At 41.9% G+C, this 18,207-nt stretch carries 14 protein-coding genes; 8 read left to right on the top strand and 6 right to left on the bottom strand.

All coding sequences use genetic code 11. The features are described 5' to 3' along the window. Window positions 1–72 precede the first annotated feature (72 nt). Window positions 73–1,329 carry an extracellular solute-binding protein gene (locus EP1_RS00125; protein ID WP_067621626.1) on the bottom strand — a complete coding sequence of 419 codons (1,257 nt, stop codon included), beginning with the start codon at window positions 1,327–1,329 and terminating at the stop codon, window positions 73–75. Between the two features lie 306 nt (window positions 1,330–1,635). On the opposite strand from EP1_RS00125, the gene EP1_RS00130 reads away from it, so the two are divergent. Genes EP1_RS00130 through EP1_RS00145 form a run of 4 tightly spaced genes read left to right on the top strand, consistent with a single transcriptional unit; the run spans window position 1,636 to window position 7,800 of the window. Continuing rightward, the gene (locus EP1_RS00130) at window positions 1,636–2,739 is read left to right on the top strand and encodes an ABC transporter ATP-binding protein (RefSeq protein WP_067621628.1); all 1,104 of its coding nucleotides are present in this window, start codon (window positions 1,636–1,638) and stop codon (window positions 2,737–2,739) included. A gap of 14 nt (window positions 2,740–2,753) precedes the next feature. Then, window positions 2,754–4,520, top strand: a complete 1,767-nt coding sequence (locus tag EP1_RS00135; protein ID WP_067621630.1) for a glycoside hydrolase family 13 protein — start codon at window positions 2,754–2,756, stop codon at window positions 4,518–4,520. Window positions 4,521–4,549: 29 nt separating this feature from the next. Next, window positions 4,550–6,181: a glycoside hydrolase family 13 protein gene (locus EP1_RS00140; protein ID WP_067621631.1), complete on the top strand. Its 1,632-nt coding sequence runs from the start codon at window positions 4,550–4,552 to the stop codon at window positions 6,179–6,181. Next, entirely contained in the window at window positions 6,178–7,800 is a 1,623-nt protein-coding gene (locus EP1_RS00145) for a glycoside hydrolase family 13 protein (protein ID WP_067621632.1), read from the top strand. Before EP1_RS00140 ends, EP1_RS00145 begins: the two co-directional genes overlap by 4 nt. A gap of 25 nt (window positions 7,801–7,825) precedes the next feature. Here the strand turns inward: EP1_RS00145 and EP1_RS00150 are convergent, their stop codons facing one another. Continuing rightward, window positions 7,826–8,482 (bottom strand): deoxynucleoside kinase, encoded by a 657-nt coding sequence (locus EP1_RS00150; protein ID WP_067621634.1) that lies wholly within the window; start codon window positions 8,480–8,482, stop codon window positions 7,826–7,828. Window positions 8,483–8,862: 380 nt separating this feature from the next. On the opposite strand from EP1_RS00150, the gene mvk reads away from it, so the two are divergent. Genes mvk through fni form a run of 4 tightly spaced genes read left to right on the top strand, consistent with a single transcriptional unit; the run spans window position 8,863 to window position 12,907 of the window. Continuing rightward, the gene (mvk, locus tag EP1_RS00155) at window positions 8,863–9,804 is read left to right on the top strand and encodes a mevalonate kinase (protein ID WP_067621637.1); all 942 of its coding nucleotides are present in this window, start codon (window positions 8,863–8,865) and stop codon (window positions 9,802–9,804) included. Next, window positions 9,797–10,789 (top strand): diphosphomevalonate decarboxylase, encoded by a 993-nt coding sequence (mvaD, locus tag EP1_RS00160; protein WP_067621639.1) that lies wholly within the window; start codon window positions 9,797–9,799, stop codon window positions 10,787–10,789. Before mvk ends, mvaD begins: the two co-directional genes overlap by 8 nt. Next, entirely contained in the window at window positions 10,786–11,874 is a 1,089-nt protein-coding gene (locus tag EP1_RS00165) for a phosphomevalonate kinase (protein ID WP_067621641.1), read from the top strand. The genes mvaD and EP1_RS00165 overlap by 4 nt, the downstream gene beginning before the upstream one ends. Next, window positions 11,864–12,907 (top strand): type 2 isopentenyl-diphosphate Delta-isomerase, encoded by a 1,044-nt coding sequence (fni, locus tag EP1_RS00170; protein ID WP_067621642.1) that lies wholly within the window; start codon window positions 11,864–11,866, stop codon window positions 12,905–12,907. The genes EP1_RS00165 and fni overlap by 11 nt, the downstream gene beginning before the upstream one ends. A 24-nt stretch (window positions 12,908–12,931) precedes the next feature. Here fni and EP1_RS00175 read toward each other — a convergent pair whose 3' ends face one another. The 4 genes from EP1_RS00175 to adhE all read right to left on the bottom strand — a co-directional run bounded on the left by EP1_RS00175 (window position 12,932) and on the right by adhE (window position 18,196). Continuing rightward, a complete protein-coding gene (locus tag EP1_RS00175; protein ID WP_245630566.1) occupies window positions 12,932–13,579 on the bottom strand; it encodes a FadR/GntR family transcriptional regulator in 648 nt (215 codons plus the stop codon). Then, entirely contained in the window at window positions 13,515–14,711 is a 1,197-nt protein-coding gene (locus EP1_RS00180) for an MFS transporter (protein ID WP_067621646.1), read from the bottom strand. The genes EP1_RS00175 and EP1_RS00180 overlap by 65 nt, the downstream gene beginning before the upstream one ends. Window positions 14,712–14,897: 186 nt before the next feature. Then, on the bottom strand, window positions 14,898–15,371 hold the full coding sequence (locus tag EP1_RS00185) for a hypothetical protein (protein ID WP_067621648.1): 474 nt from the start codon (window positions 15,369–15,371) through the stop codon (window positions 14,898–14,900). Window positions 15,372–15,592: 221 nt separating this feature from the next. Beyond that, window positions 15,593–18,196: a bifunctional acetaldehyde-CoA/alcohol dehydrogenase gene (gene adhE, locus EP1_RS00190; RefSeq protein ID WP_067621650.1), complete on the bottom strand. Its 2,604-nt coding sequence runs from the start codon at window positions 18,194–18,196 to the stop codon at window positions 15,593–15,595. Window positions 18,197–18,207 lie beyond the last annotated feature (11 nt).

Consider the following 18,207-nt stretch of genomic DNA (forward strand, 5'->3'; position numbering starts at 1 on the left):
TAAGTTGGTCAACGATACAAAAAGATTTCGGAGCAAAAAAATGATTTCTTTTGCCCCGACATCTACTAAATCTTACTTATCACCAGAGATATCCTTCACTAACTGATCCAGCTTCGCTTGGTATTGATCTGGCTTGATTTTTCCATTATAAGTATCGCTTAAAACAGCAGCTGAGGCTGTCCAGAAATTCGTCATTTCAGGAATCTTCGGCATAACGACGGAGTAATCCGAACCACTCATGGTAACGACCGCATTCGCTAATTCATCATTCGTCACATAATCGGCTTCTTGAATCGTTGTGTTCGACGGAATAATGTTTCTTGTTTCATCTTTAAATTGTGCTTCTTGCACGGCTTCGCTAGATAAATAAGAAGCAAGCTTATAATCTGCAGCGATTTTCTTCGAATCGCCATCAGCTGGTGCTTGGTTTACTGCATACAGCTTCACACCCAAAAAGGCTTTTTGTTGAACCTCATTGCCGCCGATAGTCATTTTTGGATAAACTGCAATCCCTAAATTATCTTCTCCAACTGCTTCGATGGCTTTTTCTTTATCCCAAGGACCAGATTCGAAGGCTGCAATCTTCTCATTCTCAAATTGTGAAATATAATCGTCCCCGACATTTACAAAGCCAGAATTATCTTTCTGATCAGCAATCCATTGTAAGACTGAAACCCCAGCAGGATTGTTCCAATCCGTGCCTTTCACATCTTCTCCAGTATCACCGAACAGCTTGTCACCGACTGACATAAATAATGGTCCGATTTTATAAGCATCGACAGCCTTCAAATTCGCACCAAATGTCGCGTTTTTAGTGATGTTCTCATAAGAGCTGACTTGGTCTTCACTTAACATTTTTTTGTTATAATACAGAACTTGCGATTCAATACCGTATGGGAACGCATACACTTTATCTTTGTAAGTCGCGCCAACCAATGCCGTTTCTGATTGATCTGACTTGATCTCATCTGCATATTTTTCGGGAATCTCCTGAATGACTCCTGAATCAACTAATTGTCCTAATTGATCATGAGGGAGCGCAAAAACATCTGCGGCGGAGGAAGGATCCTTTTTCACATTTTCCTGTGCTTTCGCATCTTCTGTTTCAACGACCTTCACATTGATATCTGGATTTTCCTTCTCGAAAGCCTCTAAAACTTTTGTGTAGAATTTTTTTGAATCCGTGGTAATCCATAACGTGACATCTGTTTTATCAGATGAGCCGGATGCTTTCTTATCGTCAGAGCCTGACCCGCATGCCGCCAATGTTAAGGCTGCTGCTCCTAACATCACCCCTGATAATAAATACTTTTTCAAATTGCTCTTCATTCTGCTTCCTCCTGCATAAATTGAATTTTTGCTACAAAACACATTATGCAACCGATTGCGCTAAATTGCAAGAGGAAGCGCTTAAATTATTTTATTTTTTTAAATTAAACTATACAAAATGATAAATCATTTCTCATTTTCTCTATATGAAAAGAGCGAAAAACCAATAATAAAGGCTTCCTATAACAAAATACTTACCAAAAGAAACAATTCAATTATTAAAGATATAAATATATTTATTGCAACCGATTGCGCAATATGTGATAATTACACCACAATAATCTATGAGTAAAAGGGAGTATCAATATGGTCGAACTGAATCTGAAGCACATAAACAAAAAGTATCCCAACAACAATAGCTATTCCGTGAAAGATTTTAATCTCAAAATTGAAAATCGTGAATTCATTGTCTTCGTCGGTCCTTCCGGCTGTGGAAAATCCACTACGTTAAGAATGATCGCCGGCCTAGAAGGTATTACTGAAGGTGACTTTGAAATTGATGGCATTCGAATGAACGATACGCCACCAAAGGATCGCGATATCGCCATGGTTTTTCAAAACTATGCCTTATATCCTCATATGACGGTTTTCGAAAACATGGCCTTTGGATTGAAATTACGCAAATATCCGAAAGAAGAGATCAAAAAACGGGTAGAGAATGCCGCGGAAATTTTAGGTCTAACAGAACTATTGGATCGAAAACCAGCCGATATGTCAGGTGGACAACGGCAACGGGTCGCGATGGGACGAGCAATCGTTCGTGATGCGAAGGTCTTTTTGATGGACGAACCTTTATCAAATTTGGATGCGAAGCTACGGGTTCAAATGCGGGCAGAAATTGCTAAAATTCATCAAAACCTTGGCTCTACCACAATTTACGTGACCCACGATCAAACTGAAGCCATGACGCTGGCAGATCGTATCGTAATTATGAATCAAGGAGTGATTCAGCAGGTCGGCTCACCGCAAGAATTGTACAATAGACCCGCAAATAAATTTGTCGCTGGCTTCATGGGTAGCCCAGCCATGAACTTCTTTGAGGTCACTTTCAAAAACGGTCGCATCTCAAATCATAAAGGCCTAGACTTGCCTTTACCAGAAGGACAGGCGAAAATCTTGACGGCACAGGGCTATGAAGGAAAAACTTTGACTTTCGGAATACGTCCAGAAGATATCACCGCTGAAGAGGTTGCTTTAGAAGCCTATGAAAATTCGGTGGTTTCAGCCACGGTGGTTGTCAGTGAACTGCTTGGATATGAATCCATGCTGTATTCAACGATTGGTGATACAGAATTTATTTCTAAAGTAGATGCACGAGATTTCCACAATCCGGGTGAACAAATTGAATTAGCCTTTAATTTAAACAAAGCTCGCTTTTTCGATAACGACACTGAAAAAGCAATCGAATAACTACGGAGGTTTTTATGAACACAGCAGCAATCTATCATCGTACCGAAAGCGAATATGCCTATCTATACACCAATGAACTGATGCACGTGCGGCTGCGTACAGCGCGTGCAGACTGCAAAAGCGTTTCATTAGTCCATGGGGATCCCTATGAATTAGACAAAAAACGTTGGTACCACCAGCCGACAGTCATGCGAAAAACCCTGTCCACGGATCTGTATGATTATTGGGAGGTTGATATTACCGCCCCTCATCGTCGGTTAAGCTACGGTTTTATCGTCACAGGCTATGACGAAACAACGGTTTTCTTCACTGAACACGGTGTTTTTCCAGTTGAGGAAACCTACCTACTGATGGCAAATAATTATTTCCGAATGCCCTTTTTTCATGAAGTCGATCGCTTCAAAGCGCCGCAATGGGTAAAGGAAACCGTTTGGTATCAAATCTTTCCCGAACGCTTTGCCAACGGAGACCCTTCCAACGATCCAGAGGATGTGCTTTCTTGGGACAGTAAAGAATATCCGGGGCGAAAGGATTTTTACGGCGGTGATTTGCAGGGTGTCATTGATCATTTAGATTATTTAAGTGAGTTGGGAATCAACGGGATTTATTTTTGCCCGATCTTTACGGCACCCACCAATCACAAATACGACACCACGGATTACTTAGAGATTGATCCTGCCTTCGGCGATAAAGAACTCTTCCGCAAACTCGTTGAGGAATGCCATCGTCGGGGGATTCGAATCATGTTGGACGCGGTGTTCAACCATATGGGCGACACCTCTCCCCAATGGCGCGATGTCCTCGAAAAAGGCGAAAACTCTCGTTTCAAGGATTGGTTCCATATTCATTCTTTTCCGGTTCACTACACAAAAACTGACGATTTTGAATTCGCTGAAAATATGAATTATGATACGTTCGCCTTTACGCCCCACATGCCAAAGCTGAACACCGCTAACAAAGAAGTTCAGGACTACATTTTGACCATCGCAAAATATTGGATTCAAGAGTTCGATATTGACGCGTGGCGCTTGGATGTCGCCAATGAAGTCGATCATCAACTATGGAAAAAATTTGCCGCAGCCTGCCACGAACTAAAAGACGATTTTTACCTACTGGGAGAAGTCTGGCACAGCTCTCAGCCTTGGCTACAGGGAGATGAATTTACCGCAGTAATGAATTATGCCTTTACCGAATCGATCACGAACTATTTCTTGGAAAGAAAGATTCCGTTAGATAAATTAGTCAGCAATCTAAATGAACAACTGACACTTTATCGTAAGCAAACCAACCAAATGATGCTGAATACGATCGATAGCCATGATACTCCACGTATACTGACCTTAGCTGGCGGCAACAAGGACTTGATGAGACAGGTTTTAGCCTTTCTTTATTTGCAGCAGGGAATCCCTTGTCTTTATTACGGCGATGAAGTCGGTTTGGATGGCGGCGCAGACCCCGGATGTCGAAAATGTATGATTTGGGAACCGGAAAAACAAGATTTACAGCTTTTTGCGTTTGTAAAACAATTGATTGCGTTTCGCCAGGAAAATCAATTCACACTCTGTGAAGGATCACTTGAATGGCAGAAGGTCGATACAAACACGGGAGCATTAATTTTTTCACGGGATATTCCTGATGAAAGCATCATGGGAATCTTTAATACAGGGAATCAAGCTATTTTCGAGAATTCCTCAGGTGAAACTCTGCTGCTTCATTTAGCGAATGTTAAAGAAGACGGCATTGTCATTGAGCCGAATGGCTTTGTAATTTTGAAGAACTAGAAAAAGTTTTTTTATTAGGAGGGAACTATATGCGTCATTGGTGGCAAGAAGTCGTCGTTTATCAAATTTATCCACGCAGCTTTCAAGACACGAACGGAGATGGCATTGGAGATTTGGCTGGGATCATTTCGCGGCTCGATTATTTACAGAAGCTGGGGATCGGAGCGATTTGGCTAAGTCCCGTTTATCAGAGCCCCAACGACGATAACGGCTACGATATTTCAGACTACCAAGCAATCATGCAGGAATTTGGGACGATGGCGGAAATGGAGCAGCTGATCCAAGCAGCCAAAGAACGCGAGATTCGAATTGTTTTAGATCTAGTCGTCAATCATACCAGCGATGAACACAACTGGTTTATTGAAGCCCGAAAAGCAAAAGACAATCCTTATCGTGATTTCTATATCTGGCGCGATCCAGTCAACAGCAATTATCCAAATGACTTAAAGAGTATCTTCAGCGGACCGGCTTGGCAATACGACGAGATATCGCAGCAATACTATTTTCATCTTTTCAGCCAAAAACAACCAGATCTGAATTGGGCGAATCCTGCTGTTCGCCAAGCTGTCTACGATATGATGAATTTTTGGATCGATAAAGGGATCGGCGGCTTTCGCATGGACGTGATTGACCTGATCGGAAAAGTTCCTGATGAAAAAATCACCAGCAATGGTCCCAATCTGCATGACTATTTGCAGGAAATGAATCAGGCGACCTTTGGCGGAAAAGATTTACTGACTGTCGGGGAAACCTGGGGCGCAACCCCTGAGATCGCCAAGCTTTATTCCGATCCTGCACGTGAGGAGTTGTCGATGGTTTTCCAATTCGAACACATTGGTTTAGATGAGGTCGCTGGCCAATCCAAATGGGTCAGCCGCCCCTTTCAGATCAAGGAACTGAAGGACGTCTTTACAAAATGGCAGACTGAATTAGGCGATCAAGGTTGGAATTCACTTTTTTGGAATAACCATGACCTTCCTCGTATTGTGTCACGTTGGGGAAATGATACGGATTACCATGAAAAGTCAGCGAAGTTGTTAGCCATTTTGCTCCATTGTATGAAAGGCACGCCTTACATTTACCAAGGAGAAGAAATCGGCATGACCAATCATATCGTCACGGACATCATAGAGGTCGAGGATATCGAAAGTCGGAATATGTATGCCGAACAGCTCGCTGCCGGGAAATCCAAAGAAACACTTTTAGCAGCAATTAATCAAAAAGGACGAGATAACGGACGAACACCGATGCAATGGGACGCTTCCCCTAACGCTGGCTTTACAGCAGGCACCCCATGGCTCGCAGTCGCACCGAATTATTCCAAGATCAATGTGATGCAGGCTTTACGTGATCCTCACTCCGTTTTCTATACCTACCAAAAATTGATCCATCTGCGAAAAGAGCAGCCGATCATGGTATGGGGCGATTACAAATTATTAACCGAGACAGCCGATGACGTCTTCAGCTATCTTCGCATTTACGAAGACAAGCGCTGGCTGATTGTCACGAACTTTTCAAATGCTCCTCATTCGTTCACTTATCCGAAAGGAGCGTTAGGAAAGGTGATTATTTCAAATTTAGCTACTGATATCCCTCGCGAACCGACCATTAGCTTAGAGCCGTGGGATGCCTTTGTGGTAGAGCTAGGAGAAGAAACATGAGCAAATGGTGGAAAAACGCTGTAGGATACCAAATTTACCCCCGCAGCTTCATGGATAGCAACGATGACGGCATCGGCGATCTGAAAGGCATTCAGGAAAAGCTTCCCTATCTAAAGGAGCTGGGGATCGATTTTATTTGGCTCAATCCTATTTATCAAAGCCCCAATGTCGACAATGGCTATGATATTTCGGACTATCAGGCCATTAATCCTGAGTTCGGCACTCTCGAAGACCTAAAGGAACTGCTTATTACCGCACATAAATTAGGGATTCGCCTCATCATGGACCTAGTAGTCAATCACACTAGCGATCAGCATCCTTGGTTCATTGAATCAAGAAAAAGCCCAGACAATCCCTACCGTGACTACTACTTATGGGCCGATGCGACACCGGAGAAAATGCCGAATGCTTGGCAAAGCTTCTTCGGCGGTTCCACCTGGACCTATGATCCAAATACGAAACAGGCCTATTTTCACGTCTTCGCTAAAGAACAGCCTGATCTAAACTGGAAAAATCCAGCGATGCGGGAAGAAATTTACCAAATGATTCACTGGTGGCTGGACTTTGGGATTGATGGATTTCGTTTAGACGCTATCAGCCATATTCAAAAAGAACCTTGGGACTTCAAGATTACGGATAACCCTTGGGCGCCCTTCATGAATGTTGCCGGAATCGAAACGTATATGGCCGAATTGCGGGATATCTTCCGCAGCTACGACATCATGACTGTTGGCGAAGCAAGCGGGGTGAATAGTAAGACCGCTCCCTTTTGGACCAATGAAGAGAGCGGATATATCGATATGATCTTCGAACTAGAGCATCAGGTACGAACCGGCGAACCCGGCTTTGAATCTGGAGATTTAATGGGCTTTAAAAAGGTCTTGTCACGTTGGCAAAAAGACATGCAGCCCATGGGATGGAATGCTTTGTATATCGATAATCACGATAATCCCCGCAGCAATTCCACCTTTGGCAATGAAACCCGTGAATCAGCAACTGCTCTAGCTACTGCTTACATGCTGTTGAGAGGAACGCCCTTCATCTATCAAGGACAGGAATTAGGAATGACCAACTTCCCCTTTGAATCAATCGAAGAAGTCAATGCGACCGATTCCTTAGCAGCCTATCATACTTGGCTGGAAAAAGGATTATCTCCTGAAGAAGCTCTACGTCTAACCACTCATTGGACCCGTGATCATTCACGAACGCCGATGCACTGGAATCACTTTGGCGGTTTTTCAACGAACCTGCCCTGGATGAAGATTAACCCTAACACGGATAAAATCAATGTTGCCCTTCAACAGGCAGACCCCTTCTCGCCGTTCAACTATTATAAGAAATTGATCACACTGAGAAGATCATTTCCCATGTTCATCGACGGAAGCTATCACATCGAATTAGCAAAACATCCAAAGGTCTGGGCCTATACCCGTAAGCTGAAATCAGAAGAAGCCTATATCATTACCAATTTGAGCGATCAGCCGCAAACTGTTACCCTTCCAAATCGCTGGGTGAACGCACCAGTCACGATCTTATTGGCGAATTATCAAGATCCGTCATGGGGAAAAACAATGACATTACGACCTTTTGAAGCGATGATAGTAAAAAAAGATGCTTAATCAATTAAGATTAAGCATCTTTTCATTATTCGACTACTGCGCCTTGGACTTCTAAAATCTTCTCATCAATCAAACGGATAACCTCATCACGAGCAGCGGCATCATCAACAAAGTTCAATCGATCCCCGTCGATTTGGATCTTAGGACTTTCATTGTAGTCCTCATACCATTGATCGTAGCGGCTGTTTAGTTCTTTGTAATAATCATACAAGGTTGGGTCAAATTCCAATTGTTCATATTCCCGTCCGCGTTTTTGAATCCGCTCCATCATCGTCTCAAAGGATACACGGATGTGCACCAATAAATCCGGATGCTTTTTGTGGGCTGCATAAGGCAATTCCTGCATCATGTTTGCCAATAATTCATCATAGACCTTCACTTCTGTCTCCGTTGCCCGACCAAGATCGGCATTTAGATGAAACAGTAAAGAATCTTCATAGATTGAACGATCTAAGACATTATTGTCATCCTGCATCGCTTTTTTGATGCTGTCAAAACGTTTATTTAAAAAATAAATCTGCAATAAAAAAGCATATTGCTCTGGATCTGCATAAAACAGCGGCAATACCTCATTATCATCAATTGATTCATAAAAAGCCTGACTGCCTAAATGCTCCGACAGCATTGCGGTCAAACTTGATTTCCCTGCTCCAATGGTTCCTGCTAATACGATCACGCTCATAAACCTCCAACTCACTTCATACAAAATATAGTAATAATTTCTCAACTTTTCTAATATACCCCCAATATCTTGTATCGTCAATCAAAATACCTATCCAATAAATCATTTTTTTCTTCTAAAGATTGTTTAAAAAATCGCTGATTTTCAAAAACTTTTCAGTCGTTTCGTTTACTTGTCCGTCTTCTCTGAGTAAAATGGGAAGAGACCAAAGCAGATAATTATTATTATGTAAGGTTTCTATTGGCAATTCTAGTAAAAGATAAAATGAAAACAAATTGTTTTTACTACAAGTATAGTTCTATTAAAATAAATATTAACAAGAATAGTTTAATTATTCTTATGAGAAAGAATGACTCTAAAACGAAATAGGGGTTTTTTGAATGAAATCGATTGGCACGGGTTATGCCAGCGGGAAAATCATCTTAATGGGGGAACATTCGGTTGTTTACGGGGAACCAGCGATCGCCTTTCCATTTTCGGGAACAGGTATCCAAGCAACGATTCGCGCAAATAAAATAGAATCATGGATCGAGTCTAGCTTCTTCCACGGGCCGCTTTCAGAAGCCCCAAATACGATGCGCAACGTGACCGTCTTACTATGGTATTTAGTGAAGCATTTTAAAATTCCAGAACCATTTTATTTAAAAATCGAAAGCTCGATCCCGGCAGAGCGCGGAATGGGCTCTAGCGCTGCGGTTGCAGTTGCTATTACACGTGCCGTTTTTGACTGGATGGAAGAACCCGCTACGCAGGACAAGGTATTACATTTTGTCAATCAAGCTGAAGCGGTTGCTCACGGTAATCCTAGCGGTATCGATGCGACAACCATCAGTGGTACTGAACCGATCCTTTATCAAAAAGGCATCGGCTTCCAGCCTTTCCAGCTAAATATGGATGCTTTTTTAGTCGTCGCCGATACGGGTGTAAAGGGGCAGACACGTAAAGCAGTCAAAGACATTGCCAAATTAATGGAGCTGCGTCCTTATGAAACCAATAAGCAAATGCGCACGCTAGGTAAATTAACCAGTCAAGCGCAAAAGGCCATTTTACAAAACCGACCACAGATTTTAGGTGACTGTATGAATCAGGCACAGGGGTTATTACGATTACTCGGCACTAGCAATCGTCACTTAGATCACTTGATCGAAACAGCTTTAGAAAATCATGCACTCGGGGCAAAATTAACGGGTGGTGGACGTGGCGGCTGCATGATCGCTCTGGCAGAAAATGAGACTAGCGGACGTCAGCTGCAGCAAATTCTATTGGATGCCGGCGCGCGAAATACATGGATCGAAGGGTTAGGTGTGTACGCACATGTTTAGTGGTAAAGCTCGAGCTTATACGAATATTGCCTTGATTAAATATTGGGGCAAGGAAAACCAAGAACTGATCATCCCAATGAACAACAGTTTATCGCTGACATTGGATGCTTTTTATACAGAAACACACGTTACCTTTTCAGAAGAGATCACAGAAGATCAATTCTATTTAGACAATCAACTACAAGATTCGAAAGCGACCTTAAAAGTGAGTCGCTTTCTTAATGTCATCCGTGATAAGGCTGATTGTTCACTGCAAGCGATCGTTAAAAGTAAAAACTTCGTACCGACTGCAGCAGGCTTAGCTTCTTCTGCTAGTGGATTGGCCGCTTTAGCAGGTGCCGCAAGTGCCGCACTAGATTTAACGCTCTCTTCTGAAGAGTTGTCTCGTCTCGCACGGCGCGGATCGGGTTCTGCTTGCCGCAGCGTGTACGGCGGTTTTGCGGAATGGCAAAAAGGCGATTCTGATGAAAGCTCTTATGCCGTCAACATTCCTAGCTATGGCTTTGAAGATGACTTAAGTATGATATTTGTCGTCGTCAATGATGCTCAAAAAGATGTTTCAAGTCGCGATGGCATGCAGCGCACGGTGGAAACTTCTGCTTTTTATGATGGCTGGCTGCAAACAGTACCAACAGATTTAGCTAAGGCGAAGCAAGCAATCGTTGAAAAAGATTTCACTGCTTTAGGCGAAGTAACCGAAGCCAGTGCATTGAAAATGCACGGTACCACTTTAGCGGCGACTCCGCCGTTTACTTATTGGTCAGCGGAAAGTATGAAGGTGATGAACCTCGTCCGTCAAATTAGAAGTCGCGGATTGCCTTGCTACTTCACGATGGATGCTGGTCCAAATGTAAAGATCTTAGTAGAACGTAAAAACGAAGAAACGTTACTACGCGCATTAAAGGAGCAATTGGGTAATCAACAGCTCGTTGTCGCCCATGCGGGTCCTGCAATTGAAATTTTGACGGAGGAGGAAGTGAAATGATCGAAGTATCGGCACCAGGAAAATTATACATCGCCGGTGAATACGCAGTGGTAGAACCGGGACATCCAGCAATTATCGTAGCAATCGATCAATTCATTTCTGTTTCGATCGGCCCTGCTAAAAAAAGCGGCAGCATTCAATCTGCGCAATATAGCGACATGCCAATTCGTTGGACGCGACGCAAAAATGAATTGGTTTTAGATATCCGCGACAATCCGTTCCATTATATTTTAGCGGCGATCCATTTTACTGAAAAGTTCGCACAAGAAAAAGGTAAAAAACTAGCCTTCTTTGATTTGAAAGTAACCAGTGAATTAGATAACTCTAACGGTCGTAAATATGGTTTAGGTTCTAGCGGTGCGGTGACGGTCGCAACAGTTAAAGCCTTGAATGCTTTTTATGATTTGCAGCTTTCACAGCTGGAATTATTCAAATTGGCAACTTTAGCCCATTTAAATGTTCAAGGAAACGGCTCCTGTGGCGACATTGCGGCAAGCTGTTATGGCGGCTGGCTGGCCTTCTCTACGTTTGATCATGATTGGGTATTAAACAAATTAGAATCTGAAAAACTAACTACATTAATTGAAAGTGAATGGCCTAGTCTAAAAATCGAACCGCTAGAAGTACCAGAGGATTTACGCTTATTGATTGGTTGGACTGGTAGTCCCGCTTCGACTTCCGATTTAGTCGACCAAGTTCATCAATCTCGGGACGAGAAGAAAACTTCCTATGAAAACTTTCTTCAAGAAAGTAAAAAATGTGTCGATCAAATGATTCAAGGCTTCAAACAAAATGATGTGACTTTGATTCAAAAAATGATCCGTAAAAACCGTAGTCTATTAAATCAACTGACCAGCCTTAGCAATGTTTCGATTGAAACTGAAGAATTAAAACGCTTGAATGATCTGGCAGAAAAATATGGCGGTGCGGCAAAATCATCTGGTGCAGGTGGCGGCGACTGCGGGATCGTGATCGTTGATAAACGCGCAGGTATTCTTCCTTTGATGAGTTCTTGGGAAAAGGCCGGTATCACCCCACTCCCTTTACACGTCTATCATTTCACGGAGGGCTACCATGAATCGTAAAGATGAACATGTTTCCTTGGCGCGAGCCTTCCATCAAAAACCAAAAGAAAATGATTTTGATGCTGTTCGCATGGTTCACTCCTCTCTAGTCACGACACGACCAGAAGAAATTGATTTGAGTACCGAGATTCTTGGTTTGCAGCTCAGTGCACCCTTCTATATCAATGCGATGACCGGCGGTAGCGAGAAAACTAAAAAGATCAATCATGATTTAGCGCTTATCGCTCGTGAGACAAATTTAATGATGGCTACCGGCTCTGTCAGTGCGGCACTAAAAGATCCTAATGTGGCAGACTCTTACAGTGTGGTTCGTGAAGTAAATCCTGACGGTTTGATTTTAGGTAATATGGGGGCGGGCAGAACGAGTGAGGATGCAAAAAAAATCGTCGACCTGCTTCAGGCTGACGGCATGCAGATTCATGTAAATGTACCACAAGAACTCGTCATGCCTGAAGGCGATCGTGATTTTCATGAGTGGGCGCAAAACATTCAGCAAACAATTCAGCAATTAGATGTTCCAGTGATCGTGAAGGAGGTTGGCTTCGGGATGAATAGAGAAACCATTCAGCAACTCCAGACACTTGGTGTAAAAGCTGTGGATGTTTCAGGGCGTGGTGGTACGAGCTTCTCGCAAATTGAAAATGCTCGTCGCAAAAAACGCGAGTTGAGCTATTTAGATGACTGGGGACAATCAACAGTGATCTCCTTACTAGAAGCCCAAGAATTTGATCCTTTGACCATTCTTGCTTCTGGCGGAATTCGCGATGCTTATGATATTTTCAAAGCTCTTTGTTTAGGAGCAAAAGCAGTCGGTATCTCCGCGACAATTCTCGATCATTTAATCAGCAAAGGTATTGATGCTACGATTGAGATGATTGAAGACTGGAAAGCCCAGCTTCAGCGTTTGTATCTAATGACTAATAAAAAAAAGACCGCAGACTTGATCCATAATCCTGTCATCATTGGTGGGGCACCAAAAGAATGGTGCCAAGCCCGTGGCATTGATTATAAAAAGTTGGCGGTACGCAGCTAATGAACAATTAATAAGAGGATGAGATCATTCGGTCTCATCCTCTTCGTCTGTGAAGATATTTTTTTTAACCAGCGCTTGGGCCTCTTTCGCTTGCCCTTCTAGCAAGGTCCGATAAAGCTGATTATGAATACTAGTATTGTCCTGATAGTCTTCCATTCGTAAAACTTGTTGGCTTAAATGACGTTTGAGCGCTGGCAGCAGCTCATTGTACCACTTTATAAAGAAAGGATTGTCGCTCATTGCTACAATTTGCTGATGAAACGAAAGATCTGCTTCGATATACTCCGAGAACTTTCCCGCCTCCAGCAGCTGATTTCGTTGAAACAAGCTCTCTTTTAAACGGAGCATCTCTTCGTCCGTTTGATTCCTAGCAGCTAGGACAACGGCCTGACTCTCGATCATCGAACGAGCTTGCAAAAGGGACTTTGTTGAAAAATCTCCGATATTACCATTTTTGACAAAGGTACCAGAACCCTGCTTCACTTCTAAAACATTGCTATAAACCAATATTTTAACAGCTTCGCGCAAGGTCGAACGTCCGACTCCGACCGTTTCAGCTAGCTCTTTTTCAATTGGAAGTTTATCTCCGGTTTTTAACTCATTTTGCTTAATGTACTTCTCTAGCTGTTGAATCGTCTCGTTCACCAGATTGCGATTTTTCGTCATTTTCATAGCCTCTTCCTTGAATTGTCAGCAGTAAAATCCCGCTACTCAAAATAATCATACCATATAAAAAGACATTGAAGGTTTGAAAAATATCTACGAAAATCCCTAAAAGAATCGGGATCGCACCACCAACAATATAACCAAAAGATTGTACCATTCCAGTCCATAAGCTAGCTTCCAATGGATCCTCACTTGCTTGCAGTGGCAACAGCATCGCGATCGGAAAATAACCGCCCAAGCCAAAACCAATAATAAGAATGCCGATGATCCATAACAAAAAGGTATTGGTGAATAAACAGCCCATACCCATCACTAGCAAACAGCCACAAATCACTATCCAACTTCTAGCGCTTCCCCAATGATCCATTAAAACAGGAATAACAAAGCTGAAAATCATTTGTATAATGACAAATAAAGTTAAATAGTAGCTTGCTTCCCCGCGCGCAATGCCCTTTTGAACAAGCAGCTCCACCAGCCAGGTACTTACACCATAAAACATCCCCGATTGGAGTCCAAAAAATAAAACCATTTTCCACGCTTGGATTTTCTTTAAAGGAAAATCATTCGAAACATTAGCCGCTGCGGATTGGCTCACCTTCTTTTCCATAGTAAAAGACCAAACGATCCCAGCGATAATCGCTAAAATACTCCAACTACCTAAAGCAAACGACCATGAAACCCTAGCTAATGAAAGGCTAAAATTTGAAGCCGCCGCCGAACCAACACCCATACTGATGGAATAGATACCAATCAACAGCCCTGTTTGCTGCGGGAAATATTCCTTAATCAAGCCTGACAATAAAGGTCCGATGATGGCGATGGAAAAACCGATCACGATTGCCGAAAGGATTAAACTCCAATAATTTGTGAAAACAATCCGACTGGCCATTCCAATTGCTAGTAAGAGCAAGCAAAATAAAATACTACGGTCGCGACCAAAGCGTTGCTGCATTCGCTTCACACCAAAAGCCATGATACCCATGCAAATTACCGGGATACTCGTTAACAGGCTAACCTGAAAATTATTCAGCTGTAAAGCCCGCTTAATCAAGCCGATTAACGGCGGAATCGAAGAAATACCCAATCGTAGATTCAACGCGACGATAAATACGACAAAAATCATCTTTCTATTTTTCATAAAAACCTCCCTTAAATTCATCTGATGTATTTAAAATTCATCATACCATTTAAAAAGAAGGTCTACAAGCTAATGCGGATAATTCTTTTATCGAGTGATTTTCTAATTGATCGTAACTTCTCGCTGGTTCCAAAAAAAGATTTCAAGTCCAGTATTGGATTTGAAATCTTTTAATTTATCATTCTATTATTTTCCAAAAAGACGTTGCAGCCAATTTTTCTTTTCGCCGATCCGAATATTGCCGCTGATCTTTTTGGCATCTAACATTGATTGGAAGAAGATATTGTCTTGTAATAATAATTGATTAATAACCTGTAAACGTCGAAAATGCTTTTTCTTGTTCTCATCAAAGGTCAACTCTTCAGGGATCGTTCCCTGAGTTTCGAGCCGAGCATAGTCTCTTTGGATCATTTTCATTAATTCATATTGCCGCGTGAGCAACTGATTGATTTGTTTAATTTCAGGAAGCGCTACAGACTTTTCCGAATCCGAAGGTGTGAATCTCTTTAGTGCAGCGACATAATCCTGCATGTCTAACATAAAAATATGGTTTGACTTACTTGTCATTAAATTTTTTTCATTCACTAAATAATCAATCAACATACCTAATCGCGCAGTTGATTCAGCCAGCTCATTTATCTCTCGTTTCAGTTTCTCCATGCCCTTCGAATCCTTCCTCTTATCCTAATTCTAGTCTATCGTTTTTCACAGACTATAACAATCAAAGAGGACCATTTTTGCATAAAATAATTGAATTTTTTAAACAAAAACAACTATTGTTATCTCCTTCAAATTTTTCAAGAATACTTTGGAATAGATAGCTAAAAAATAAAAAGCCATTTGAAATCAGATAATCTGATTTCAAATGGCTTTCAAACTTTTTACGCTTTGTAATCGTAAGCTGTTACGATGATTTCTTTCAATTCGCTAATCAATGGTTCTTTCGGGTTAGCCGTTGTACATTGGTCTTCATAAGCTAACTCAGCCATACGATCTACAGTTGTATTCAATGTTTCTTGTGTCACGCCTTGCGCTTTCAAGTTCATGTCGATTCCACAAGTAACACCTAAGTTGTAAACTGCTTCGATCAACGCTTCAACTAATTCTGCTGTTGTATTACCTTTAAGTCCTAAGAACTTAGCAATATCTGCATAGTCGGTATCGGCACGGAAGTAGTCATATTTAGGGAACATTGCATGTTTTTGTGGATCTTTGGCATTGTAACGGATGATGTGAGGCAATAGAATTGCATTCGTACGTCCGTGAGGAATACCGTATTCTCCACCAATCTTATGTGCGATTGAGTGACAAATTCCTAAGAATGCATTGGCAAAGGCCATCCCAGCCATTGCTGATGCGTTATGCATTTTTTCACGTGCTTCTGGATCAGCAGTCTTAACTGATTTTTCAAGATTTTCAAAGACGATCTTGATTGCTTGTAAGCTTAAACCGCGAGTATAGTCAGATGCCATCACAGAGACATAAGATTCGATCGCATGTGTTAATACGTCCATACCAGTATCAGCAGTAACAGAAGCAGGTACTGTCATTACAAATTGTGGGTCAACAATCGCTACATCTGGCGTCAACGCGTAATCTGCTAATGGGTATTTCACGTGTGTTTCGCTATCAGTGATAACGGCAAATGGTGTCACTTCAGAACCAGTACCAGAAGTTGTTGGGATACATACGAACTGAGTTTTTTCTGGTTTGCCGATATTGTAAGTCCGTTTACGAATATCTAAGAATTTTTGTTTCGCGCCGAAGAATGAAGTGTCTGGGTGTTCAAAGAACATCCACATACCTTTGGCCGCATCCATCGCTGAACCACCACCTAGGGCAATTACAGTATCCGGTTGGAATTCATTGAAAATTTCTAATCCTTTATAAACAGTGTTTGTTGAAGGATTTGGTTCTACATCAGAGAATACTTCAATCTTCACATCATTTGAGCGACGTCCAAGAACTTCGCGAACGATGTCTGCGTAACCAAATTGGACCATACCAGGGTCACAAACCAACATAACACGTTCTACGTTTTCCATTTGCGTCAAATATAATAGAGAGTTCTTTTCAAAGTAGATTTTTGATGGTAATTTAAACCATTGCATATTATTTCTCCGTTTCGCGATCGTTTTAACATTGATTAAGTTAATAGCAGATACGTTCTTAGATACAGAGTTCTTACCGTATGAACCACAACCAAGTGTTAGTGATGGAATCATTTCATTGTAGATATCACCGATACCGCCTTCTGCAGATGGTGTATTTACTAAGATACGGCAAGCTTTCATACGCAAACCAAATTTCACTTGTAGGTCTTCATCTTCAGTATGGATAACCGCAGTATGACCTAATCCACCTAATTCTAACATGCCTTGGCACATATCTAATGCTTGGGCTTGGCTATTCGCTTTAACCATTGCTAAAACTGGAGAAAGTTTTTCACGAGATAATGGGTATTCCGCTCCAACGCCATCGATTTCGGCAATCAGCATTTTGGTTCCTTCAGGAACTTTGATGCCCGCGCGTTGTGCGATATCCATTGCTGAATGACCAACGATTGCTGGGTTAACAGCATATTTACCTTCGTTCATTACAGCATCTTCTAATTTTTTCAATTCAGCTTTTTTAACAATGTACGCTTGATGTGCTTCAAATTCTTTTTTCACTTCGTCGTAAATTTCTTTATCAACAATGATTCCTTGCTCAGAAGCACAAATCATCCCGTTATCAAATGTTTTTGAAACAAACAAGTCATTAACTGCCCGTTTGATTTTAGCCGTTTTTTCAATGTATGCCGGAGCGTTACCCGCACCTACACCTAAAGCTGGTTTACCAGTAGAGTAAGCTGATTTAACCATACCTGGTCCACCAGTTGCTAAGACGATTGCAACGCCTGGGTGATTCATCAAGCCTTGAGTCGCTTCGATTGATGGTGTTTCAATCCATTGGATACAGTTTTCAGGAGCACCCGCAGCGATCGCCGCATCACGAACGATTCGTGCTGCTTCTACGGAACATTTTTGAGCTGATGGATGGAATGAAAAGACGATTGGATTTGCTGTTTTCAAAGCAATCATTGATTTAAAGATCGTTGTTGATGTTGGGTTAGTAGTTGGTACAACCCCACAGATAACTCCCACTGGTCCAGCAACTTCGATTAAGCCTTTTTGCTTATCTTCGCCGATGATTCCAACAGTTTTATCATGTTTGATGCTGTTCCAGATATACTCGGAAGCATACATATTTTTGATTGCTTTATCTTCGACAATCCCACGGCCAGTTTCTTCAACTGCCATTTTTGCCAACATCATGTGTTTGTCTAGAGCTGCCATTGCCATTTCATGAACGATATGGTCAACTTTTTCTTGATCAAAATCAGCCATTGCATCCAAAGCCACATTGGCCTTTGTTGCCATTTCGTCGATCATTTGTTCAACATTGATCGTATCTTTCGTTTCTTTCTCAACCGCTTTAGCCATTTGAGTCCTCC

Source organism: Enterococcus pseudoavium NBRC 100491 (assembly GCF_001544295.1).
GTDB lineage: Bacteria > Bacillota > Bacilli > Lactobacillales > Enterococcaceae > Enterococcus_A > Enterococcus_A pseudoavium.